Annotated in this window: 16 protein-coding genes; 9 read left to right on the forward strand and 7 right to left on the reverse strand. The window is 72.6% G+C overall.

Going from position 1 to position 22284, the window contains the following annotated elements:
- Positions 1 to 50: 50 nt before the first annotated feature.
- Positions 51 to 716: an aspartate/glutamate racemase family protein gene (locus tag SLV14N_RS03650; protein ID WP_263267999.1), complete on the forward strand. Its 666-nt coding sequence runs from the start codon at positions 51 to 53 to the stop codon at positions 714 to 716.
- Here SLV14N_RS03650 and SLV14N_RS03655 read toward each other — a convergent pair.
- Positions 668 to 1555 (reverse strand): RNA polymerase sigma-70 factor, encoded by an 888-nt coding sequence (locus SLV14N_RS03655; RefSeq protein WP_263268000.1) that lies wholly within the window; start codon positions 1553 to 1555, stop codon positions 668 to 670. The two genes, SLV14N_RS03650 and SLV14N_RS03655, sit on opposite strands and share 49 nt — an antisense overlap.
- A 195-nt stretch (positions 1556 to 1750) precedes the next feature.
- Here SLV14N_RS03655 and SLV14N_RS03660 point away from each other — a divergent pair, with 195 nt between their 5' ends.
- From SLV14N_RS03660 to SLV14N_RS38755, 5 genes are all read left to right on the forward strand, one after another.
- Entirely contained in the window at positions 1751 to 2581 is an 831-nt protein-coding gene (locus tag SLV14N_RS03660) for an alpha/beta fold hydrolase (protein WP_263268001.1), read from the forward strand.
- Between the two features lie 386 nt (positions 2582 to 2967).
- Positions 2968 to 4542, forward strand: coding sequence for an alkaline phosphatase (locus SLV14N_RS03665; RefSeq protein WP_263268002.1), 1575 nt, complete (start codon positions 2968 to 2970; stop codon positions 4540 to 4542).
- An 84-nt stretch (positions 4543 to 4626) separates the two neighbouring features.
- Positions 4627 to 6024: a GNAT family N-acetyltransferase gene (locus tag SLV14N_RS03670; RefSeq protein ID WP_263268003.1), complete on the forward strand. Its 1398-nt coding sequence runs from the start codon at positions 4627 to 4629 to the stop codon at positions 6022 to 6024.
- A 155-nt stretch (positions 6025 to 6179) separates the two neighbouring features.
- On the forward strand, positions 6180 to 7874 hold the full coding sequence (locus SLV14N_RS03675; protein WP_263268005.1) for a DUF885 domain-containing protein: 1695 nt from the start codon (positions 6180 to 6182) through the stop codon (positions 7872 to 7874).
- 79 nt (positions 7875 to 7953) lie between these two features.
- Positions 7954 to 9465, forward strand: a complete 1512-nt coding sequence (locus SLV14N_RS38755) for a GNAT family N-acetyltransferase (protein WP_317633692.1) — start codon at positions 7954 to 7956, stop codon at positions 9463 to 9465.
- Here SLV14N_RS38755 and SLV14N_RS03690 read toward each other — a convergent pair.
- Complete coding sequence (locus SLV14N_RS03690; protein WP_263268007.1) at positions 9437 to 10303, reverse strand: SDR family oxidoreductase; 867 nt, start codon at positions 10301 to 10303, stop codon at positions 9437 to 9439. The two genes, SLV14N_RS38755 and SLV14N_RS03690, sit on opposite strands and share 29 nt — an antisense overlap.
- A gap of 61 nt (positions 10304 to 10364) precedes the next feature.
- Entirely contained in the window at positions 10365 to 11246 is an 882-nt protein-coding gene (locus SLV14N_RS03695) for an NAD(P)H-binding protein (protein WP_263268009.1), read from the reverse strand.
- 86 nt (positions 11247 to 11332) lie between these two features.
- Between SLV14N_RS03695 and SLV14N_RS03700 the strand changes: the two genes are divergently transcribed.
- The gene (locus SLV14N_RS03700; protein ID WP_263268011.1) at positions 11333 to 12157 is read left to right on the forward strand and encodes a YafY family protein; all 825 of its coding nucleotides are present in this window, start codon (positions 11333 to 11335) and stop codon (positions 12155 to 12157) included.
- A gap of 32 nt (positions 12158 to 12189) precedes the next feature.
- Here SLV14N_RS03700 and SLV14N_RS03705 read toward each other — a convergent pair whose 3' ends face one another.
- From SLV14N_RS03705 to SLV14N_RS03720, 4 genes are all read right to left on the reverse strand, one after another.
- Positions 12190 to 15456, reverse strand: coding sequence for an SMC family ATPase (locus SLV14N_RS03705; RefSeq protein ID WP_263268013.1), 3267 nt, complete (start codon positions 15454 to 15456; stop codon positions 12190 to 12192).
- Positions 15453 to 16619, reverse strand: a complete 1167-nt coding sequence (locus SLV14N_RS03710; protein WP_263268015.1) for an exonuclease SbcCD subunit D — start codon at positions 16617 to 16619, stop codon at positions 15453 to 15455. The genes SLV14N_RS03705 and SLV14N_RS03710 overlap by 4 nt, the downstream gene beginning before the upstream one ends.
- A 233-nt stretch (positions 16620 to 16852) precedes the next feature.
- Positions 16853 to 17500, reverse strand: coding sequence for a response regulator transcription factor (locus SLV14N_RS03715; RefSeq protein ID WP_263268016.1), 648 nt, complete (start codon positions 17498 to 17500; stop codon positions 16853 to 16855).
- The gene (locus SLV14N_RS03720; RefSeq protein ID WP_263268017.1) at positions 17497 to 18720 is read right to left on the reverse strand and encodes a sensor histidine kinase; all 1224 of its coding nucleotides are present in this window, start codon (positions 18718 to 18720) and stop codon (positions 17497 to 17499) included. The genes SLV14N_RS03715 and SLV14N_RS03720 overlap by 4 nt, the downstream gene beginning before the upstream one ends.
- A gap of 153 nt (positions 18721 to 18873) precedes the next feature.
- Here SLV14N_RS03720 and SLV14N_RS03725 point away from each other — a divergent pair, with 153 nt between their 5' ends.
- Together SLV14N_RS03725 and SLV14N_RS03730 are read left to right on the forward strand one after the other, a co-directional pair.
- Positions 18874 to 19617, forward strand: coding sequence for an ABC transporter ATP-binding protein (locus tag SLV14N_RS03725; RefSeq protein WP_263268019.1), 744 nt, complete (start codon positions 18874 to 18876; stop codon positions 19615 to 19617).
- Positions 19617 to 22130 (forward strand): ABC transporter permease, encoded by a 2514-nt coding sequence (locus SLV14N_RS03730; RefSeq protein WP_263268021.1) that lies wholly within the window; start codon positions 19617 to 19619, stop codon positions 22128 to 22130. The genes SLV14N_RS03725 and SLV14N_RS03730 overlap by 1 nt, the downstream gene beginning before the upstream one ends.
- Positions 22131 to 22284 lie beyond the last annotated feature (154 nt).

Genomic DNA, 22284 nt, shown 5'->3' on the forward strand with positions numbered 1-22284 from the left:
GGGCCGTCCCGCTCGCGCCCCCCGCTGCGCCGCTCGGTACCGTTCCCGCCATGCTCGCTCTGCTGCACACCTCACCCGTCCATGTCCCGGTCTTCGACACACTGCGGGACGCGGAGGCCCCCGGTCTGGCGATGCGTCACCTCGTCCGGCCCGAACTCCTCGACCGGGCAAGGGCGCAGGGACCCGACGCCGTCTCGGCGGACCTTTCCGCCGTCCTGTCAGAGGCGGTCGGCCATGGTGCGCGGGCAGTGCTCTGTACCTGCTCGACGATCGGTTCGGTGGCGGAGGCGGCCGGCGCCGCGCTCGGCCTCCGCGTCCTGCGGGTGGACCGTCCGATGGCCGCGGCCGCCGTCGCCGCCGGCCCGCGGATCGCCGTACTCGCCGCCCTGGAGAGCACCCTCGCCCCCACGGAAGACCTGATCGCCCAGGAGGCCCGACGGGCCGGCCGCGAGGTCAGGGTGCGTACGGTGCTGGTGCCGGACGCCTGGGAGCGCTTCGAGAGCGGCGACACCGAGGGCTATCTGTCGGCCATCGCCGCCGCGGCACGGGAGATCCGGGACGCCGATGCGATCGTCCTGGCCCAGGCCTCCATGGCGCCGGCCGCCGAGGGGCTCGACGGCGGCGCCCCGGTGCTGTCGAGTCCGCGGCTCGGGCTGCGGGCCGCCGCTCAGCCGGCCGCCAGCGACTCCAGCTTCTCGGGGTTGCGGACGATATAGACGGTCTGGATCTTGCCGTCCGCGACCCCGAGCTGGACGACGGAGTCCGGTACGCCGTGGTCGTGCGCCAACAGCGCGATCCCGCCGTTGAGTTCGAGGACGGTGAACTCCAGGCCGGGCGGCACGGACCTGGTGACGCCGAAGAGGAAGCGGGCGACCTTGTCCGCGGACTCGATGATCCGCAGCGGGGCCTTGGCCTTCCCTCCGCTGTCCCCGACCAGCCGGGCGTCCGCCGCCAGCAGGCTCAGCAGCCCGTCCAGATCGTCGCCGGCCGCCGCGGCCAGGAACCGCTCGGTCAGGTCCCGCTGCCGGTCCGGATCGACCTCGAAGCGCGGTTTGCCCTCCTCCACATGCCGCCGGGCCCGGCCCGCCAGTTGCCGGACCGCCGCCTCACTGCGGTCGAGGGTGGTGGCGATCTCCGCATACGGATAGCCGAAGGCCTCACGCAGCACGAACACCGCGCGCTCCAGAGGGGAGAGCGACTCCAGGACGACGAGCACGGCGAGGGTGACCGATTCGGTGAACACCGCCCGCTCGGCGGTGTCCGGTGCGGTGCCGCCGACGTCGGTCCGCAGCGGCTCCGGCAGCCAGGGCCCCACATAGGACTCGCGCCGGGCCTGGACCTGGCGCAGCCGGTCGATGGCCAGCCGGGTGGTGATCCGTACGAGGAAGGCGCGCGGCTCACGGACCGCCGTATGGTCCGCGCCCGACCAGCGCAGCCAGGCGTCCTGCACCACGTCCTCGGCATCGGCCACCCGGCCGAGCATCCGGTAGGCCACCCCGAACAGCACGGAACGGTGGTCCTCGAAGACGTCGGTGACCTCGGTCGCGGAATCCATCAGCACCCCTCCATCCCACCCGGCTGACCCGGCCTTGTCCAGCGGAAACCACGCAGAGCGGCCGCGTGGGTGCGTGGTGTGCGGCACACTCGCCCTCATCCCGGCCACCCCATACCGCTCAGTAGCCCCAGCTGGCATCGTGTCAGCGCACGCTCTGCACCACCGAAAGCCCCGCACCCCCAGAGGAGTTCACCCATGGCCGCCCCGGTCTCCTTCGCCCGCATCACCCCCGCGGACCGGCCGCCGTTCACGGTCGCCTACGACCGCAAGGGCGCGGGCGAACCCATCGTCCTGCTGCACGGCATCGGCCACCACCTCCAGGCCTGGCGCCCGGTGTGCGACATCCTTGCCGCCTCCCACGAGGTCATCGCGCTCGATCTGCCGGGGTTCGGTGCCTCCCCCGCACTGCCCGGCGGCTCGTCCTACGACCTGGCGACGGTCGTCCCGCTCCTGGCCTCGGCGTTCACCGGCCTCGGCGTCGACCGCCCGCATGTGGTGGGCAACTCGCTGGGCGGGCTGCTCGCCCTGGAGCTGGGCCGCGCCCGCGCCGTGCGGTCGGTCACCGCGCTCTCGCCCGCGGGCTTCTGGACCCCGGCGGAGCGGCGTTACGCCTTCGGTCTGCTGCGCGGCATGTACGCCGGCGCGCAGGCGCTGCCCCAGCCGATGGTGGAGTCGCTGGCCCGGACCGCCCTCGGCCGCGCCTCGCTGACCGGCACCATCTACGCCCACCCCGGCCGTCGTTCGGCCGAGGCCGTCGTGGCGGAGACCCGGGCGCTGCGCGAGGCACCCGGCTTCGCCCCGACACTGGCGGCCGGCCGCGCGGTGCGGTTCACCTCCGATGTGCCCGACGTCCCGGTGACGATCGCCTGGGGCAGCCGCGACCGGCTGCTCCTCCCCCGCCAGGGCGTACGCGCCAAGCACACCATCCCGGCCGCCCGGCTCGTACGGCTGCCGGGCTGCGGGCATGTACCGATGAACGACGATCCGGCGCTGGTGGCGCGGGTCATCCTCGACACGGTGGCGTAGGGCGTATCGGCCCGCGGCGTCCTACGAGTTGGACCGTCCCGCCGCGACAGCGCCCGGCCGCGGGACGGGCGGGCGATGCGGAGAGGAGCGGAACCGCCGGCCGGTATGCGGAACCGCCGGCCGGTGTGCGGAGTCACCTTCCTGGGGGCCCCGTTCCTGCGCGGCGTATCAGGACCGTATGGGCCATGGCAGCGTCCTGGCGATCGGGCGGTGGTCTTGCGACCATGGCCCGGGTCCGCCGGTCGCAGGTCCCCGGACCCGTTCGGGGCGAACGGTGCACCGTGGTCCGTGAACGGGCCGCTGTTCACCGTCCGTTCGGCTGCGGGGCACCGGACAGCGATACGAACGGGGCGGCAGTGAGATCGGTCGAGGCATGGAGGTTGGAGATGGCGCAGGGATCCGGCGGGGGCTTCGGACGGCGGTCGCTGCTGCAGGGCGCGGCGGCGGGTTCGGCGGCGCTGGCACTGCCCACGCTCTCCTGTGCCGCGCCGGCACAGGCCCGCAGTGGGCGGCCGAGCGCCGACTGGGGTGTCCAGGTCGGCGATGTCACCACCTCCTCGGGCCTGGTGTGGGTGCGGTCCGACCGGCCGGCCCGGATGGTGGTGCAGACCGCGGCGACCGAGTCGTTCCGCCGTGCCCGGTCCTGGCGCGGCCCGGTGATCGGGCCGGACACGGACTTCACCGGCCTGACCTCGCTGCACGGCCTGCCGTCCGGTGAGCAGATCCACTACCGGGTGCTGCTCGCCGACCCGGACGACCCGCGTCGCACCGGCGAGCCGGTCTCCGGGACGTTCCGTACGGCACCCACGGAGCGCCGTGCCGACCTCCGCTTCCACTGGTCCGGCGATCTGGCCGGGCAGGGCTGGGGCATCAATCCGGACCGCGGCGGCTACCGCATCTACGAGGACATGCGGCGCCGTAACCCGGACTTCTTCCTGTGCAGCGGCGACAACATCTACGCCGACAGCCCGATCCCCGAGCGGGTGACGCTGCCGGACGGCCGGATCTGGCGGAATGTGACGACCGAGGAGAAGTCCAAGGTCGCCGAGACGCTCGCGGAGTTCCGGGGCGCGTTCCGCTACAACCTGCTCGACGACAATCTGCGCCGCTTCAACGCACAGGTGCCGACGATCACGCAGTGGGACGACCACGAGGTGCACAACAACTGGTACCCGGGGCAGCTGCTCGACGACGACCGGTACACGGAGAAGGACACGGACGTGCTGTCCGCGCGGTCGCTGCGCGCCTTCAGCGAGTATTTCCCGATCCGTACGCTGCGGCCCGACCGGGGAGGCCGGGTCTATCGCGTGGTGCGTCACGGCCCGTTGCTCGATGTGTTCGTCCTGGACATGCGCCGTTACCGCAACGCCAATTCGCCAGGCCGGCAGACGGACGACCCGCAGGGCATCCTCGGGGCGGAGCAGCTGCACTGGCTCAAGCGGGAGCTTTCCCGCTCGCAGGCGGTGTGGAAGGTGATCGCCTCCGATATGCCGCTGGGCCTGGTCGTCCCGGACGGCAAGACCAACTTCGAGGCGGTGGCGCAGGGCGATCCGGGCGCTCCCCTGGGACGTGAACTGCAGATGGCCGAGCTGCTGCGGCACATCAAGCACGACCGGATCACCGGCACCGTCTGGCTCACGACGGACGTCCACTACACCTCGGCGCAGCACTACGCGCCGGAGCGGGCCGCGTTCAAGGACTTCGAGCCGTTCTGGGAGTTCGTGTCGGGGCCGCTCAACGCGGGCGGGTTCCAGGCTTTGAAGCTGGACGGAACCTTCGGGCCCGCGCAGCCGTTCATCAAGGCGCCGGACCGTGCCAACACCTCCCCAGCGGAGAGTCCGCAGTACTTCGGCGAGGTCGATATCGACGGGGGCAGCGGGGAGCTGACGGTGCGGCTCCGTCAGGAGGGCGGCCAGGTGTTGTTCAGCAAGGTGCTGCAACCGGGACGGGTGGGACAGTAGTGGCCAATGCGTCGATTGCGTCTTTTACCCGTCGGACACAATGTGTTGGCGATCAGGCAATACCTGTCCGCCAGGCTTGTGTGCATGACTGAAGCATCCTCTGCCAAATCCTCCCGCCGCCCTCACTGGCGGCGGGACATCGTCGAGCTGGCCGCCCTCTTCACGGCCGTGGCGGCGGCCGACGCCGTCGCCAACACCGTCGTGCACGGCCCGCGGGGCCCGGTGCTGCTGTGCTCCGCCGCGGTGGCACTCCTCGCCACGGCGGGCTTCCACATCTGGTGGTCACGACGCCACGAAAACGCCCCGCCGCCGACCGATACCGGCGCCACGGCACCGTCCTCCGCCGGCCGGGCCCCTGGGGCCGACGGCCAGGAGACGGCGCTGTGGCGCATGCGGACCACGGTCCGGGACGAGCCCGGCAGCCTGGCCGCGCTGTGCACGGCGCTGGGTGCGCACCGGGTGGACATCCTCAGCCTGCAGACCCATCCGCTCTCCGACGGCACGGTCGACGAGTTCCTGCTGCGCGCCCCCGGTGCGCTGACGTCCGCCGAGCTGACCCGTACGGTGGCCGGCGCGGGCGGCACGCACAGCTGGCTGGAGCGCGCCGACGCGCACGATCTCGTCGATGCGCCGACCCGGATGCTGGGACTGGCCACCCGCACGGCCCTGGACTCCGCCGAACTCCCCCTGTCACTGAGACAGTTGCTGGGACGCTGCACCATCCACTCGGTGCCCGCGCGCTCGCTGCGCGGTCAGCCGCTCGCCGAGCAGGTCCCCACGGAGGGCGTGCTGGAGGAGCACCTCATGAAGTTCCGCGACCCCTCCGGGGGCTCGCTCACCATCGAAAGGCCGCAATTGCCGTTCACCCCCACCGAGTTCGCCCGGGTCCGCGCGCTGGTCGATCTGGACGCCCGGCTCGGCCAGCGGGTGCCGCCGCGCCGTGATGTGCTGACGCTGCCCGAGGGCAACGAGATCACCGTCCGCCGCGCCGACACCTCCGACCTGGCCGCGGCCCGGGAGATGCACGACCGCTGCTCCTCGAAGACCCTGGGGCTGCGCTACCACGGCCCGGTCGGCGACGCGGACCGCTATCTCGGCCATCTGCTCAGCCCGCGGTTCGGCCGCACCCTGGCCGTGGAGACCGCCTCCGGCCGGCTGGTGGCGCTGGGCCACCTGCTGTGGGACGGCGACGAGACCGAGGTCGCGCTGCTGGTCGAGGACGCCTGGCAGCAGCGCGGTATCGGCGCCGAGCTGCTGCGCCGGCTGGTGGCGATGGCGGCGGAGGCGGGCTGCGAGAGCGTGTACGCGGTCACCCAGGCCTCGAACACCGGCATGGTGGCCGCGATGCGTGGCCTCCAGCTGCCGCTCGACTACCAGATCGAGGAAGGCACGCTGGTGATCACCGCCCGCCCGTCGGGAAGGCCCGCCGCACGGGAGCCGCGGGAGAGCCTCCGCCTCCATGACGGCAGCGGGCGCCGCTGAGCGCCCCGGAGCCCCACCGGGCACCGAACCCTCCGGCCGGCCGGGCGTGCTGACGCCCGGCCGGCCGCGGCATACGGCAATGGCACCGTAAAGCGACAGGAACGTACGGCTCTTTGATGGTGACGCGACGGGGCGATCCGTACGAGGATGGCCGTATGTCCCACACCACTACTTCCGGGGGCGGCCCGCTGCCCCGTGAGGTCGCCGACGCCTATGTCGACGCCCTCGTCGACCTGGACCCGATCACCGGCACCTTCCTCGGCATCGCCGAGAGCTCCAGCAGGCTGCCCGACTTCTCTCCGACGGGCCAGGAAGCGGTGGCCCAGCTCGCCCGTACGACGCTGGAGAAGCTCACCGAGGCCGAGGCCCGGCCGGGCGCGGACAGCACCGCCGAGCAGATCTGTGCCCGGCTGCTGCGCGAGCGGCTGACCGCCGAGCTGGCGGTCCACGAGGCGGGCGAGGGCCTGCGCACGGTCAGCAACCTCAGCTCGCCGCTGCACCACGTCCGTGAGGTCTTCACGGTCACCCCCGCCGAGACCGACGAGGACTGGGCCGCGATCGGCCGGCGGCTGCGGGCCGTACCCGCTGCGCTGGAGGGCTACCGCGCCGCACTCGACGCCGGCCACAAGCAGAACCTGCCCGCGGGACCGGTCCAGGTCCGCACCGTCATCGGCCAGTTGGACGAATGGATCGGCACGGACCGCAGCTGGTTCGCCGAGTTCACCGACCCGGGCCCGGACGCCCTGCGCGCCGAGCTGACCGAGGCCGCCGAGGTGGCCACCGGCGCCCTGGTGGAGCTGCGCGACTGGTTCCGGGACACCTATGCCCCCGCCATCGAGGGCGCACCGGACGTGGTGGGCCGGGAGCGCTACACCCGCCTCGCCCGCTACTTCAACGGCGCCGACCTCGACGCGGACGAGGCGTATGCGTACGGCTGGTCCGAGTTCCACCGGCTGCTGGCCGAGATGGAGACCGAGGCCGAGAAGGTGCTGCCCGGCGCGAAGACGCCATGGGAGGCGCTGGCCTGGTGCGATGAGCACGGCGAGGCGGTCGAGGGCGTCGAGGAGACCCGCCAGTGGCTCCAGTCGCTCATGGACGAGGCCATCGACGCGCTCGACGGCACCCACTTCGAACTGGCGGAGCGGGTGCGCCGGGTCGAGTCCCGGATCGCCCCGCCCGGTGGCGCCGCCGCCCCGTACTACACCCAGCCGTCGCTGGACTTCTCCCGCCCCGGCCGGACCTGGCTGCCGACGATGGGCGAGACCCGCTTCCCGGCGTACGACCTGGTCTCCACCTGGTACCACGAGGGGGTGCCCGGCCATCACCTCCAGCTGGCGCAGTGGGCCCATGTCGCCGACTCGCTCTCCCGGTACCAGACGACGGTGGGCATCGTCAGCGCCAACGCCGAGGGCTGGGCGCTGTACGCCGAGCGGCTCATGGACGAACTGGGCTTCCTGACCAACGCCGAACGGCGTCTGGGCTACCTGGACGCGCAGATGATGCGGGCCGTCCGCGTCATCATCGACATCGGGATGCATCTGGAGCTGGAGATCCCCGCGGACTCGCCCTTCCACCCGGGTGAGCGCTGGACGCCGCAGCTGGCACACGAGTTCTTCGCGCGGCACAGCAGCCGCCCGGCCGACTTCGTCGAGAGCGAGATCATCCGCTACCAGGGCATGGCCGGCCAGGCGATCGGCTACAAGCTCGGTGAGCGGGTGTGGCTGCAGGGCCGGGAGGCGGCCCGCGCCCGGCACGGCGCGGACTTCGACCTCAAGGCCTGGCACATGGCGGCGCTGTCGCAGGGGTCGCTGGGCCTGGATGATCTGCTGAGCGAGCTGTCGGCGCTCTGAGCAGGTCGTGTGGGGGCGGCGGCCGGTCACGGCGCAAAGCTGTTGTGGCCGGCCGCCGCCGTCCGTAGGGTCCGCTGACATGACAGTGGCTCTCGCGGCGGAACGGCCGCTCCTCCTGTTCCCCGGTGACCCGCTGCGCCCCCGGCTGGGGGCGCCTCCCGGCCGAAGGCTGCGGGCCGATCCACACTTCGCGGCCGAGGCCGCCACCGCGCAGTCGGCCGGCGCGGTGACCGCGGTGCTGGACCACGAGGCGCTGCTCGCCGGGGACGCGGAAGAGGCGGTGGCACGGGTCCCGCGCGATGCCGGGCCGGTCTGGTACCGCGGCTGGATGCTGCCCGCCGACCGCTGTGCCGCGCTGGCCGCGGCGCTCACCGCGCGCGGCTGCCGTCTGCTGACCACCCCCGAGGCGTATCGCACGGCCCATGAACTCCCCGGCTGGTACGACACCTTCCGTACGCTCACCCCGCCCAGCGTCTGGCTGCCCTGCGCACCCGGCCGGCCCCCGGAGCGGGCGGCACTGGCCCGGCTCGCCGCGGGGCTCGGCGAGCCGGGCCGGCGCCGGCCGCTGGTCGTCAAGGACTGGGTCAAGTCCCGTAAGCACGAGTGGGACGAGGCGGCCTACGTGCCGGACGCGCAGGACACCGAGCGGCTGTCTTCGGTCGTCGCCCGCTTCCTCGCCCTCCAGGAGGAGTTCCTGACCGGCGGTGTGGTGTTGCGGGCCTTCGAGGACTTCGCGGCGGTGGGCGAGGCGCGGGTCTGGTGGGTGGACGGTGAGCCGGTGCTGATCGGCCCGCATCCCGACACACCGGAGCTGCGACCCACCCCCGTCCTGGACCATGTGGCGCCTGCCGTACGGGAGTTGGGGCTGCGCTTCGTCACCACGGATCTGGCGCTGCGCACCGACGGCGTCTGGCGGGTGGTGGAGGTCGGCGACGGCCAGGTCAGCGGCCTGCCCGCCGGAACCGACCACCGTCCGCTGTTCGAGGCACTGGTCACCGCGGGCGCCGGCTACCCGCTGACGCTCACGGCCGGCCGGGTGGCACTGCGCGCCCTGCTGCCGGCCACCGCAGCGCGGGTCGCGGATGGCGACCCCGCGGGGTTCGACTGGATCGACGGCACACCGCCCGAGACCACGTCCGGCGGCGCCGGTATCGCCGTACGGGCCGCGGCGGCCGGCCACTACCGGCCCGGCTGGGGCGTCTTCGTGCTGACCGACACCACGACCGGTACGGCGCTGGGCAGCATCGGCTTCCACGGCCCGCCGGACGCCGACGGCTGCGTGGAGATCGGCTACGACCTCTCCCCCTCCGCCCGCGGCGCCGGCTGGGCGACCGACGCGGCGCGGCTGCTGACCGGCTGGGCCGCGGCTCAGCCCGAGGTACGGACGGTGTGCGCCCTGACCGAGCCGGAGAACGTGCCGTCACAGCGGGTTCTGGAGCGGACCGGCTTCCGGTTCGTCGGAGAGCGCGAGGGTCTGCGCGCCTATGAGACCAGTGGGAGGGATGGGGCCGGGGAGACTTACGGGACGGGTGAGACCGGTGAGCCCTCGGCTGTGGCGGGAGTCAACGCCGGAAGCCTCCCTCGGAGTTGATGACCTGACCGGTGATCCAGCCCGCCTCGTCGGTCGCCAGCCATGCGATCAGGCGGGCCGGGTCGTCGGGCGCGCCCCACTTCCCGCCGGGGAAGCACCCGGCCACCCGCTCGCGGAGCTCGCCGACCGCGTAACCGGTGTCCACGGGGCCCGGGTTGACGGTGTTCACGGTGACCCCGAGATCGGCGAACGTGGTGGCGAGGCTGCGCGTCGCCGAGGCCAGCGCCCCCTTGGCCAGACCATAGGCGATCTCCTCCGGCATCCCGCCGCCGAGGTCCTGGCCGGAGGTCATCATCACGATCCGCCCGCCCGGCAGCCCCGCGGGACGCCGGCGGGCGTAGGCCTGGGCGAGGAGGAGCACCGAGCGGGCGTCGACCGCCCAGTGGGCGTCGAGCATCGCCGCGTCGATGGCGTCCAGGCTGCCGTCGCTGCCGCTGAGAGCATGGTTGGCGACGAGGATGTCCAGTCGGCCGCCGAGCGCCTCGGCGGCGGTGTCGAGAAGGCGGGCGGGGGCGTCGGGACGGGCCAGATCGGCCGGGCCGTGGGCCACCACCGCGGCGGGAACGGCGACTTCCCGTACCCCCTCCGCGACCGCGTCCGGACCGCCCGGGTCCGCTCCCCACGGCTGCCCGGCGTCGTGCGGCACATGATGGTGCAGATAGACGCCTGCCCCGTATGCGGCCAGCCGCCGGGCGACGGCGTAACCGATGCCACGGCGTCGGCTGGCTCCGGTGACCAGGGCGGTACGGCCGAGAAGCGGCAGCGGGTCGCGGCCCGGTACGCCGGCCCCCGTGGTGGGCCGGGGACTTTCGGCGGAGCGGCTGTTGTCGTAGGTCATGACACCCCAGCATCGCGGCCGCCGGACCACGGCGTCACGTGCTTTTCATGGGACCGAAGGCTTACGACGCTTCGTCGATCCGGTGCCGGAGACGGTCGTAGGCCCAGGCGGCGAGGGTGGTCGGAGTGGTGGTCCGGACGGTGCGGCGCTGTTCGGGCACGAAGTTCTCGCGCAGGCCGGTCGACATTCCGAGCATGGCCTCCACCAGGCTGTCGGGCATGCCCACCTGGTGAAGCTGGGTGCGCATGGCGTCATCGGTGATCTGTTCCACGCTGATCCGCCGCCCGGTGGCAGCGGTCAGGATGGTGCCGACCTGTCGCCAGGTGAGGTCGGCGGGCCCATGAACTGCTTGCACACAGCGTCCGGACCAGGTGGGAGACAGCAGCCGGGTGGCGGCGACCTCGGCGATGTCCCGCGGCGCCACCCAGGCCATGGGGTGGTCGAGGGGAAGGATCACCTGGAGGGTGCCGGCGCGCAGGGCATCGAGTTGAAGTTCGAGATTGGTGAAGAAGTAGCCGCAGCGGAGGTGGGTGACGTCGACGCCCAGGTCGTCCAGAGCGGTCTCGGTGTGTGCCAGGCCGTCGATCTCACCGGCACCCTGACGTTTCTCGGCGCCGACGCTGCTCTGGAAAACGACGCGGCCGATCCGGTTCTCGGTGACGGCGCGGACCACGCTGCCGGTGGCACGGGCGTGATCGGCGAGGGGATCCGCACTGCCGGTGACCGGGTCCACCCAGAACAGTGCGTCAACATCTTCGGTGGCCGCCACCACGGCGTCGGCATCGTATTGGTCGACCGGCACGGCATCCACCTCATCTCGGACGTCGGGAGCCAGCCGGGCGGGGTCGCGCACCAAGACGCGCGGCCGGACCCCGGCGCGGACCAGTGTGGCGACGACGTGGCGGCCGACATTGCCGGTCGGGGTGGTGACAGCGATCTGCACGGTTTCTTCCTCTCATCGGTGCCTCGACTGCAGGTTAGGAGCCAAGGCGGCCTGAACCTGTCCTCCTCTCCTGGAAGGCTGAAGGCATGGATCTCGACCCGACGATCAGGACCTTGACCCTGCTGACGCTGCTGCAGTCGGGGGGCGAGTGGACGGCCGCCGACCTGGCCGAACGGCTCGGCACCAGCGTCCGCACCGTACGACGCGACGCCCAGCGGCTCCGTCGGCTCGGTTACACGGTCGAGGCCCGCCCGGGACCGGGCAGCACCTATCGGCTGAGGCCCGGGGTCAAGGTCCCGCCCCTGCTGTTCACCGCCGACGAGATCACCGCACTGGTGGCCGGGCTGCATCTGATCCGCGCCTGGCTCCCCGAGGATGCGGTCGCGTCGAGCGCCTTGCTCAAGCTCGACCAGGTACTGCCCCGCCCGCTGCGCCGCCGCGCCGCCGCGACCGACCTCGCGACGGAGGTGCTGCAGCAGCCCGGCGCCGTGGTCACGGCAGCAACGGTCGGCGTGATCGCCGACGCGGTGGCCGAGGGCGGCAGGCTCCGGTTCCGCTACACCGACCAGCACGGCCGGCCGTCAACCCGCCTGGTCGAGCCGTACCGCCACTTCCTGCGCGCCGGCCACTGGTACCTCGTGGCGTTCGATGTCGACCGGGACGACTGGCGCACCTTCCGTCTCGACCGGATCACCGACATCTCCCCGGTGGCTGGTGCCTACCAGCCCCACGAGTTCCCCGATGTGTCCATCGAACGCTGGTTGACCACCGACTTCGGCCGCGCCCCTGCACGCTCTCCCGGCTCATCCGCCGCGAAGCCCGACATCGGCGGGGAAGGCGAGCCGGGCGGCGAAGTACGCGGCGACGCCGCTAACCCGCCGCCCGGTCAGCCGGTGACGGGCGGCCCGTGACCGGCGGCCCGCGGCGGCCCCGTCCGGCGGACTCAGCTCCGTACGCGGTGCCGGACCGTCGAGCCCGACCGGTCCTTGACGACCTCCAGCTGGGCGGGGATCCGCGCCTTGAGGTCGGCGACATGGCTGACGATGCCGACGCTGCGGTCCCGTTCGCGCAGCGAGTCCAGGACGTCCAGCACCTCGTCCAGGGTCTGTTCGTCCAGGCTGCCGAACCCCTCGTCGATGAAGAGGGTGTCCAGTCGTGTGCCGCCCGCCTCGTCGGTGACGACATCGGCGAGGCCGAGCGCCAGCGCGAGCGAGGCGAAGAAGGTCTCGCCGCCGGAGAGGCTGTAGGTGTCCCGCTCATGGCCGGTCCAGGCGTCGATGACATGCAGTCCCAGGCCGGAACGCCGGGCGCCGCCGGCCCGTTCGTCGGAGTGGACGAGGGTGTAGCGGCCGGCGGACATCCGGTGCAGCCGGGCACTGGCGGCGGCCGCGACCTGTTCGAGCCGGGCGGCGAGCACATACGACTCCAGGCGCATCCGCCGCTCGTTCTCGCTGGAGGTGCCGGAGGCGAGTGCGGCGAGGCGGGCGATGCGGTCGTGGGCGGCGCGCAGCGGTGCCAGCGCACGGGCGTCGGCCTCGGCTCGGGCGGAGAGCCGGTCGAGCTCGGCGCAGCGTTCCTGGGCCGCGGAATGGGTGGCCGAGGCGGTGCGCAGCCGCGCTGCCGCGGCCTGGTGTGCGGCCTGTGCGGCGACCGGGTCGGCGGTCGGCAGCGCCGCCGCGGCCGCGGTTTCGGGATCGGCCAACTCGGCTTCCACTGCGGCGGATTCGGCCTGCCACTCATCGAGCCGCCGCTGCAGGGCCCGCCAATCGTCGTCCCGCAGCAGCGCCTCCGCGGCGGCCTGCGGGCTGCTGAATCCGGCGCGGTAGGCGGCGTCGGACAGTCCGGCGTCGGCCTCCTTGAGCCGCTGGGCACAGGAGTTGGCCGTACGGGACGCCTCCGCCGCCGCGGCGAGCAGGGCCACCTGCCGCTCCAGCCGCGCGGCCCGGTCGGCGACGCTGGCGCAGTCGGCGCGCGCCCGGGTCAGCTCCTCCTCCAGGGCGGCCCGTTCGCGGTCCAGCGCCTCCCGGTGGGAGGTACGGGCAGCGGCCCGGCGCTCGGCCTGCTGCTGCTCGGCGCGGCGCCGCTCGTATTCGCGCTCGGCGCGTCCGAGCGCCTCACGGGCGGCATGGAGGTCGGCCCCCCGCGCATGGGCGCGAGCGTACTCGGCACGCAACTCCTCCACCTGCGCGGCGAGTTCACCGGCCGGAGTGTCCCCCGCCGTGGCGGCCGCGGCGGCCAGCGCCTCCTTGGCCGACTGGCAGTGGGCCTCCGCCTGCCCGCGGGCCTCCTCGGCCTGCCGGTGTGCCGCCAGTGCGGCCTCCTCGGTCGCCCGGTCGACATGGCCCGCACCGGCCCGGGCAGGATGCGGGTGCTCGGTCGCGCCGCACACCGCGCAGGCCCGGCCGTCACGGAGTCCGTCCGCGAGCTCGGCGGCGATCCCGCGCAACCGCCGGTCCTTGAGGTCGAGCCAGTGCTCGTGGGCCGCCGCGGAGCGCTCCCTGGCGGCGAGCAACTCCGTTTCCGCCGACTGCACCTCACCGCTGAGCCGGTCGCGGCGACGGGCCGCTTCCCAGCGTTCGGCGGCCGGTTCGATCCGGGCGCCGAGCTGTTCGGCCCGGGTGGCGGCCTCCTGTGCCGTCTCGATGCGCTGCTGGTGGGCGCGCTGGGCGTCGTCCCATGCGGCGAGCCACTCGGCGGCGTCCAGCAGCGTCTGCTCGTCGGCGCGCGCCTCGCGGTCGAGGGCGGCGCGCTCCCGGCCGATGTCGGCGGCCCGCAGCTCGGCCCGCCGGGCCGCACCGAGCGATCCCAGGTCTTCCCGCAACTCCCTTTCCAGCAAGGCGAGTTGGTCGCTCTCCGTGTCGACGAGGTCCGGCGGCAGCGGGCTTCTGTGCTGCCGCTCGGCGCGCTGCGCGGCGTCCAGCTCACGCCAGGCGGCGTCGCGCAGGGCGAGCGCGGGCGCGACCTCCGCGGCCGCCCGGGCCCGCTCCAGCCTGTCGCGGGTGCGCTCGCGCTCCTCGGCGTGGGCCTCCAGCAGGGTGGCCCGGCGCCGGGCGTCCGCGTGCCGCTGCTGGAGCCGGGCACGCTCACGGGCCGCTTCCGCTCGCCCGGCCGCCGTTTGCTCGGCGGCCTCGGCGGCGTGCAGCGCGGAGCGGGCGACCGCCAGCCGCTCCCGTGCGCTCACCCGGGCGACCGCCGCCCTGACCAGCACCGCGTCCGCGAATCCCGGCTCGCCGGGGCCCGGTGCGGCCTGGTCTTCCGCGGCGCCGCCACGGGCCGATGCGGCCGGTCCGCCGGGCTCCACGGACCCGGCCTGGCCCGGCACGGTCGCCCGCTTCGTGGCCGTCGCCGTCGCCCGGCCGCGCCCGCCGGCCGCGGCGGCACGTCCGCGGACCGGTGCGCCCTGCGGAGTGGTCCCGGCCCGGTCCGGCGCCGGGACCGACGGATCGCTGAGATCGGCGCTCTCACCGGCCGCCTGCGCCATCCGGTGCGCCAGCGCCAGCAGCCGTTCGTCGCCCGTGGTGACGGTGTCCGCGGCGGCCTTGCGGCGCGCGTTCAACTGCTCTTCGAGCGCGGCGAACCGCCGGGTGTCGAAGAGCCGTCCCAGCAGCCGGGAGCGTGCCTCGGCATCGGCCCGCAGAAAGCGGGCGAAGTCGCCCTGCGGCAGCAGCACCACCTGGCAGAACTGCTCCTTGCTCATACCGAGCAGCTGGCCGATCTCCTCACCGATCTCCTGGTGCGAGCGGCTCAGCGCCTTCCAGCGACCGTCGCTGTCCGGCCCGTCGCCGCCCTCCGGCCCGTCGCCGCCCTCCGGCCGGTCGCCGTCCGCCGGTCCCCCGGCCCCGGCCGGTACGAACTCCCGCAGCCTGCTCTGCGCCTTCTCCTTCGTGGTACCGCTGCCCCGCTTCTTGGGGCGCGGCTGCTCGGGCAGCCGGGTGATCTCCAATCGCCGTTCACCCACGGTCAGTTCGAGGACCACCTCGGTGAGGGTCAGCGGGTCCGCCAGATCGCTGCGCAGTGCCTGGCCGCTCTGCCGCGCCCCGGGGACCGACCCGTACAGCGCAAAGCACACCGCGTCCAGCACCGAGGTCTTGCCCGCGCCCGTCGGGCCGTGCAGCAGAAAGAGACCGTCCCGCGTCAGCCGGTCGAAGTCGATGGTCTGGGTGCCGCCGAACGGCCCGAAGGCAGTGAGGGAGAGCCGGTGCAGTCTCAACGCGCCACCTCGGCCGCCATGTCGTCGACGCGGACCTCGTCGATCGCCGAGCGCAGTTCGGCCCGCTCCTGCTCATCGGCCACACGACCGGACCGTACGTGTTCCACGAAGTCCTCGGCGATCTCCTGGTCGCTGCGCCCGCGCAGCCGCTGCGCGTACGACGCCAGCGAGCGGGTGGGCCCCTCGTCGGGGTCGAAGACCAGGCTGACGAGGTGCGGGAAGCGCTTGACCAGCCGGGCCATGGGCTCGTGCGGGCGGGCGGTGTCGGTGAGGGTCGCCTCGACCCAGGAGTCCTCGTGCCGGGCCTGTTCGGGATCTTCCAGCAGCTGTTCCAGCCGTCCGCGGATACGGGCCAGCGGCCGTGGCACCGGGCAGTCCACCCGCTCCGCGTGCACGGCGCCGTCCCCGTCGAGATCGACGATCCAGGACGACTTGCGGTGATCGGCCTCGGAGAAGGAGTAGGCGAGCGGAGATCCGGAGTAGCGGACCCGCTCGGTGAGGGTCTGGCAGCCGTGCAGATGCCCGAGGGCGGCATAGTCCACCCCGTCGAACACGGCCACGGGCACCGAGGCGACCCCGCCGACGGTGATGTCGCGCTCGCTGTCGCTGACCGCGCCGCCGGTGACAAAGGCATGCGCCAGCACCACGGAGCGCGTCCCCGCGGGCCGTCCGGCGAGGTCGGCCCGTACCCGGTCCATGGCCGCGCCGAGCACCTCCGTATGGTCGGCGCGCCGGGCCCCGAGGGCGTCGCGGACCATGGCGGGTTCGAGATACGGCAGCCCGTAGAGCGCCACCGGGCCATGGGCGTCGTCGAGCAGCACGGGGGTGCCGCAGTCGGCGGGGTCGGTCCGGAGGTGGATGCCGGCCCGCTCCATCAGGCCGGAGCCGACGCCCAGACGGCGGGCCGAGTCGTGGTTGCCGGAGATCATCACCGTCGGGACACCGAGGCCGGCGAGCCGGTGCAGGGCCTCGTCGAACAGCTCGACGGCGGCGAGCGGCGGCACGGCACGGTCATAGACATCGCCCGCGACCAGCACCGCGTCGATCTCCAGGGCACGCACCGTCTCGACGAGATGATCGAGGAACGCGCGCTGGGCGGAGAGCAGATTCACCCGGTGAAAGGACCGCCCCAGATGCCAGTCGGAGGTGTGCAGAAATCTCACCCAGCCGCTCCGACCTGCATATTTCCCCTCCGAGAAGCCACGCACCAGCACCGGTCCGACGCGGTCCGGCGACCGGCCCCCACCACGGTGGGCGCTGTCCGCACCCCGTCCCTTGCGGGCCTCATTCTTGCATCCGTGGCCGGGGCGGATGTCCGTGGACGACGGCTCCGGTCCGTGTCGCGGAGAGGGCGCGCCCCGACTCCTCCGGTGCTTCCGCGGCCCCGGCACGACGGCTACACCATGCCCGCGTCACGGACCAGCAGCGCCATCTGTACCCGGTTGGACAGACCCAGTTTGGCGAGCGCGCGACTGACGTGGGCTTTCACCGTGCCTTCGCCCATGGCCAGTTCGCGTGCGATCTCGGCGTTGGACAGCTCCCTGGCCACGGCCCGGACCACCTCGCCCTCCCGGTCGGTCAGCACCGAGAGCCGCTGACGCGCCTCGGTGGCGCCCTCCGACGCCAGTCCCGCGAAGGTGTCGATCAGCCGTTTGGTGACCTTCGGCGTCAGCATGGCGCTGCCCTCGGCGACCGTACGGACGGCACCGGCCAGGTCCCCCGGGGAGGTGTCCTTGAGGAGGAATCCGGCCGCGCCGTTGCGCAGGGCGGTGTGCACATAGTCATCGAGGTCGAAGGTCGTCAGCATGATCACCTTGGGGGCGTCAGCCGCACGCCGCAGCTCCTTGAGGGCGGTCAGGCCGTCCATGCCCGCCATCCTGACGTCCATCAGCACGACGTCGGGGCGGTGTTGGGCGGTCGCGGTGATCGCCGCGCTGCCGTCGCCCGCCTCAGCCACCACCTCGATGCCCTCGGCCGGTTCCAGGATCATGCGCAGGCCGGCCCGGACCAACTCCTCGTCGTCGACCAACAGGACTCGGATCACGCGCGTTCCTCCAGGGCGGGCAGGGAGAGGGGAAAACGGGCCGATACGGTGAATCCGCCGCCGTGGCGCGGCTGGGCCTCGAATTCCCCGTCGAGCAGTTCGACCCGTTCACGCAGGCCGACGAGTCCCGTGCCACTGCCCGGCAGTGACTCCGCGGGAGCACTGGGGGCCGTGTTGGACACGACGACTTCCAGATCCGCCGCGAGGTAGCGCACGACGACGTCGGCGTGGGCCGTACCGGCATGCTTGTGGACATTGGTGAGGGCCTCCTGGACGACGCGGTACGCGGCATGTTCCAGCAGGGTCGGCAGCCGTTGCGGGGTGCCCTCGTCGTGCCGCTCCACGGAGACTCCCGCGGCACGCGACTGGTCGAGCAAGCGGTCGAGATCCACCAGGGTCGGCTGCGGTCCGAGGCTGGGCCCGTCGCCGTCCCTCGCGCTCTTGAGCACCCCGATGACTTCTCTGAGCTGCGTGAGCGCTTCTCTTCCCGTGGTGCGGATGAGCTCCGCCGCGGCGGCGGTCTCCTCGTCCTTGGCGTTGACCTCCAGCGCCCCCGCGTGCAGCACCATGAGCGACACCCGGTGCGCGACGACGTCGTGCATGTCCCGGGCGATACGGGCCCGTTCCTGTGCGCGCGCCTGCTCGGCGCGGGCGGTTTGCTCCCTCTCACGTTGCGCGGCGCGCTCCTCGATCCCGTCGATCACCTCGCGGCGGGCCCGGCTCCACAGGCCCAGGACCGCGGGGAGCCAGACGAACAGCACGGCACCGCCGAGCGACGGAAGCAGGTCTTCCCGGGTCGGGCCCGGCACCCCGATGGCCACGCCCGTGGCCGTCGGCAGCAGGGCGACGGCGCCGGCACCGACGAGGTACCCGACCAGATTCCGCTGTCTGCGCACCGTGCGGGCCGCGACGTACGACCCGACGCCCAGCGGTGCCCAGGCCGACAGCAGCACCCAGGCCACCACTCCGACGGTGATCACCGGGAACCGCCGGCGCGGGAGCATCAGGACGGCGGTCGCGGAGGCCACCGCGATCACCGCCGACAGCACGTGGCCGGCCAGCGGCATCATGCCCAACTCGGCGAGCACATAGGGGACGGGGCGGGCATCGTGCGGCAGGAAGACACTCGCCCCGACCGCGGCGGACAGCAAGGCGAGTCCCCAGCGGTCCATGGAGCGTCGCAGGCGCTGATGAAGCGCTCTTTCCCTACGTTGTGTCACGAATCGAGCCTAGTCGGTCACGGTCGGCCCGGCTTCTGCCGTTCGTCTGCCGTGGCCCCGACGAAAGTTGAGAGAGGACTCACCTTAAGTCAGGGATATTTCTTGCCTTTTGGGCGACGTCCGGGGGTGGACCGCGCTCACACACTTCCCTCCATGACACAGACAACAGCTGCCGTCCGGGCCACCGGGCTCGTCAAACGCTACGGATCGGGCGACTCCCGAGTGGTCGCGCTCGCGGGCGTCGATGTGGAGTTCCGGCGCGGTGAGTTCACCGCGATCATGGGGCCGTCCGGCTCCGGCAAATCGACGCTGATGCACTGCGTCGCGGGGCTCGACCAGGCGGACGAGGGCACGGTATGGATCGGAAACACCGAGTTGACCGGTCTGCGCGACACCGCGCTCACCCATCTGCGCCGTGATCGTGTGGGTTTCGTCTTCCAGGCTTTCAACCTTCTCCCTACGCTCACTGCCCTCGAAAACATCACGCTCCCCTTCGATCTGGCCGGCCGCAAGCATGACCAGGAGACGGTGCAGAAGGTCATCGCAGCACTGAATCTGCAGAACCGGCTGCACCACCGTCCCAGCCAGTTGTCCGGCGGCCAGCAGCAGCGCGTGGCCTGCGCCCGGGCGCTGGTCACCCGGCCGGAGGTGGTGTTCGCCGACGAGCCGACCGGCGCACTGGACTCCTCCGCCTCCGCTGAGCTGCTCGGATTTCTGCGCCGCGGCGTCGACGCTCTCGGCCGGACGGTGGTGATGGTGACCCATGAGCCGAGTGCCGCCGCCTACGCGGACCGGGTGCTCTTCCTCAAGGACGGCCATCTCGTGGGCGAGCTGCGGGCACCGGACGCCGACAGCGTGTTGGAACGCATGAAGTCCTTCGAGAAGGCAGCCGCCTGATGCTGAAGGCAATGCTGCGCGACCTGCTCGCACATAGGGGCCGGGTGGTGATGACGCTCATCGCCATCGCGCTCGGTGTGACCGCGACGGTCGGAAGCTGGGTGGTGAGCGACTCCATCGCCACCACCCTCGCGGGCCAGGAAACCCGTCACGACGTGGGTGTCTCGGTGCAGAGCCCCGGGAAGGAATCGCAGCTCACGTCCGCGGACCGGGACCGGCTGGCCCGGACGCCCGGGGTCGGGCGCGCCGAGGGTGTGATCGTCGGCCGCGCCGGGCTGATCGGCCCTGGCCACAAGTTCGTCAGGACGACCACGGTCCTGGACCGGGCCGGCACCAACTGGAGCAACGACAAACGCTTCACCGTGGAGGCGGGCACGGCACCCACCGGTCCGGGCCAGGTCGCGCTCCACAAGGCCGATGCCGACTCCGCCGGCATCGCGGTGGGCGATACCGCACAGGTGCTGCTGTCCGACGGACGTTCCGACACGGCCAAGGTGACGGCGCTGTTCACCTACCACCGTCTGGGCCCCAGGGCCACGACGGACACCAACGAGGCGTCCGACGCGGTGCCGGTGGTGGCCTACGACACGGCCACCGCCACGAAGTTGCTCGGCCCGCGCTTTCACCGCATCGAGCTGATACCCGCCTCCGGTGCGAGCCCCGGCGCCCTCAAGGCCGCCGCGCGGCAGGCCGTATCCGACGAGCACCACGTCGAGACGGGCAGTGCGCTGGCCCACGCTGCCGTTCAGCAGTCGGACTCCGAGGCACTGGACCTCCGGATGACGATGCTGCCCTTCGCGGCGGTCGCGCTCCTGGTCGGCATGTTCGTCATCGCCAACACCTTCACCCTGCTGGTGAGCCGGCGGACCCGGCAGTTCGCGCTGCTGAGGGCCGTCGGTGCACGCAAAGGCCAGGTCCGGGCCGGGATCATCGTCGAGGCCGGTGTGCTCGGACTGGCCGGCGGCACCCTCGGCACGCTCGCCGGTGTGGCCCTGGGCCCCTCGATGATTGCGGTGATGCGTCCGGAGGACGACGTCGACCTCACCGTCAGCCCGTTCGCCGTCCTGCTCGGGTACGGGGTCGCCCTGCTGGTGACCGTAGTGGCCGCGTACCGCCCCGCGCGGCGGGCCGCTGCCGTCCCGCCGGTCGCCGCACTCCGCACCGCCGAGACCGTCCCCCACGAGACCAAGCGGATACGCCACTTCACCGGTCTCGGCTGCATCGTCACCGGCGTCGTGATGGTCGCCGTGACGGCGGACCCCAGTACCTCCAACCTCGGGCGCATCATCGGGCTCATGGGAGCGGTCCTCGGCGTCATCGGCATGATCGTGCTCGCGCCCTTCTTCGCCGAGGCGCTGCTCCGGCCGCTGATGCGCCTTCTCGGGGCGCGGTCGGGACCGGCGGTCCGTCTCGGTCTGCGCAACGCCGCGAGCGAGCCACGACGGACCTCCGGTACGGCGACCGCCCTCACCGTCGGGCTGGCTCTGGTCTGCGCGTTCGCCACGCTCAGCGCTTCCTTCTCCGCGCTGATCGCCTCGACGACCCGGGCGAATGTGCCGCCCACGACCACGGTCCTGCAGTCCGCGGCCGGGGGCGAGTCCTCGCTCACCCCCGCTGAGGCCGACAGGGTCAGGAAGCTGCCCGGGGTCACCCAGGTGGCAGGAAGCCGCGATGTGCTGGTCGGCCTGACCTACAAGGGCGGCAGGACCGAGCGCCGGATCTCCGCGATCGAGCCGTCGGGCCTGAAGGGCGTGCTCACTCCTCACCTCACCGCCGGGAGCCCGGACCTGCGACGCGGCGTGGTCATCTCACAGAACCAGGCCGACATGTTGGACCTGGGCATGAACGACAGGATCACACTGCATCTGGATGCCAGGACCTCCGTCACCCAGCCCGTGGTGGGGATCTACGACGCCACCGAACTGCAGGCCAGCATCTTCCTGGACGTCAGCAAGGCACCCGGGTCGCTGCGGAAGCAGATCACCACGCTGTACGCCTCCGGTCCCGACCCGGACACGGCGCGCGACAGCATACGGGCGGCCTTCCGCGACCGCCCGGACGTCTCCGTCGGCAGTCGTGAGACCTTGGTCGAACAGGGCGTTGACCAGCAGTCACTGGCCTTCACCCTGATGTACACGATGTTCGGCGTCGCGATCCTGATCGCTGTGTCCGGTGTCGTCAACACGTTGGTGCTCTCGGTCATGGAGCGCACCCGTGAGATCGGAGTGATCCGCGCGGTGGGCGCGACCCGGCTCCTGGTCCGCCGGACCATCAGGGTGGAGAGCATCGTGATCTCGCTCTTCGGTGCGCTGCTCGGGGTGATCGTCGGTGTCCCCGCGGGCGCCGTCATGCAACACGCCATGTTCGGGCAGCGGTTGGGGGACTTCTCCCTCCCCGCCGGAATCATCGGTCTGTCGCTGGCCGGTATCACCCTCGCGGCAGTGCTGGCCGCGATATGGCCGGCCCGCCGGGCGGCCCGTACGGACATGCTGGCGGCGATCGCCGGCGAGTAGCGCCCGAGGGGGCCGACGGCGGGCAGGTCAGCAAGCCATCGAACGGCTGGAGGGGGGCAGGAGTGGGGAGAGGCGGGCGTGGGCCCCGAAGCTGGTGGCGCGGACCTCAACAGCTTCCGTACGCAAGGGTGCGCCACCCCTGCGAGATGCGGGT

It is taken from the genome of Streptomyces sp. Je 1-4 4N24 (assembly GCF_026239515.1).
Classification (GTDB): Bacteria; Actinomycetota; Actinomycetes; order Streptomycetales; family Streptomycetaceae; genus Streptomyces; species Streptomyces nigrescens.

Coding starts and splice junctions, on each gene's coding strand:
- SLV14N_RS03650 (WP_263267999.1), top strand. CDS start 51: ATGCTCGCTCTGCTGCACACCTCACCCGTCCATGTCCCGGTCTTCGAC.
- SLV14N_RS03655 (WP_263268000.1), bottom strand. CDS start 1,555: ATGGATTCCGCGACCGAGGTCACCGACGTCTTCGAGGACCACCGTTCC.
- SLV14N_RS03660 (WP_263268001.1), top strand. CDS start 1,751: ATGGCCGCCCCGGTCTCCTTCGCCCGCATCACCCCCGCGGACCGGCCG.
- SLV14N_RS03665 (WP_263268002.1), top strand. CDS start 2,968: ATGGCGCAGGGATCCGGCGGGGGCTTCGGACGGCGGTCGCTGCTGCAG.
- SLV14N_RS03670 (WP_263268003.1), top strand. CDS start 4,627: ATGACTGAAGCATCCTCTGCCAAATCCTCCCGCCGCCCTCACTGGCGG.
- SLV14N_RS03675 (WP_263268005.1), top strand. CDS start 6,180: ATGTCCCACACCACTACTTCCGGGGGCGGCCCGCTGCCCCGTGAGGTC.
- SLV14N_RS38755 (WP_317633692.1), top strand. CDS start 7,954: ATGACAGTGGCTCTCGCGGCGGAACGGCCGCTCCTCCTGTTCCCCGGT.
- SLV14N_RS03690 (WP_263268007.1), bottom strand. CDS start 10,303: ATGACCTACGACAACAGCCGCTCCGCCGAAAGTCCCCGGCCCACCACG.
- SLV14N_RS03700 (WP_263268011.1), top strand. CDS start 11,333: ATGGATCTCGACCCGACGATCAGGACCTTGACCCTGCTGACGCTGCTG.
- SLV14N_RS03725 (WP_263268019.1), top strand. CDS start 18,874: ATGACACAGACAACAGCTGCCGTCCGGGCCACCGGGCTCGTCAAACGC.
- SLV14N_RS03730 (WP_263268021.1), top strand. CDS start 19,617: ATGCTGAAGGCAATGCTGCGCGACCTGCTCGCACATAGGGGCCGGGTG.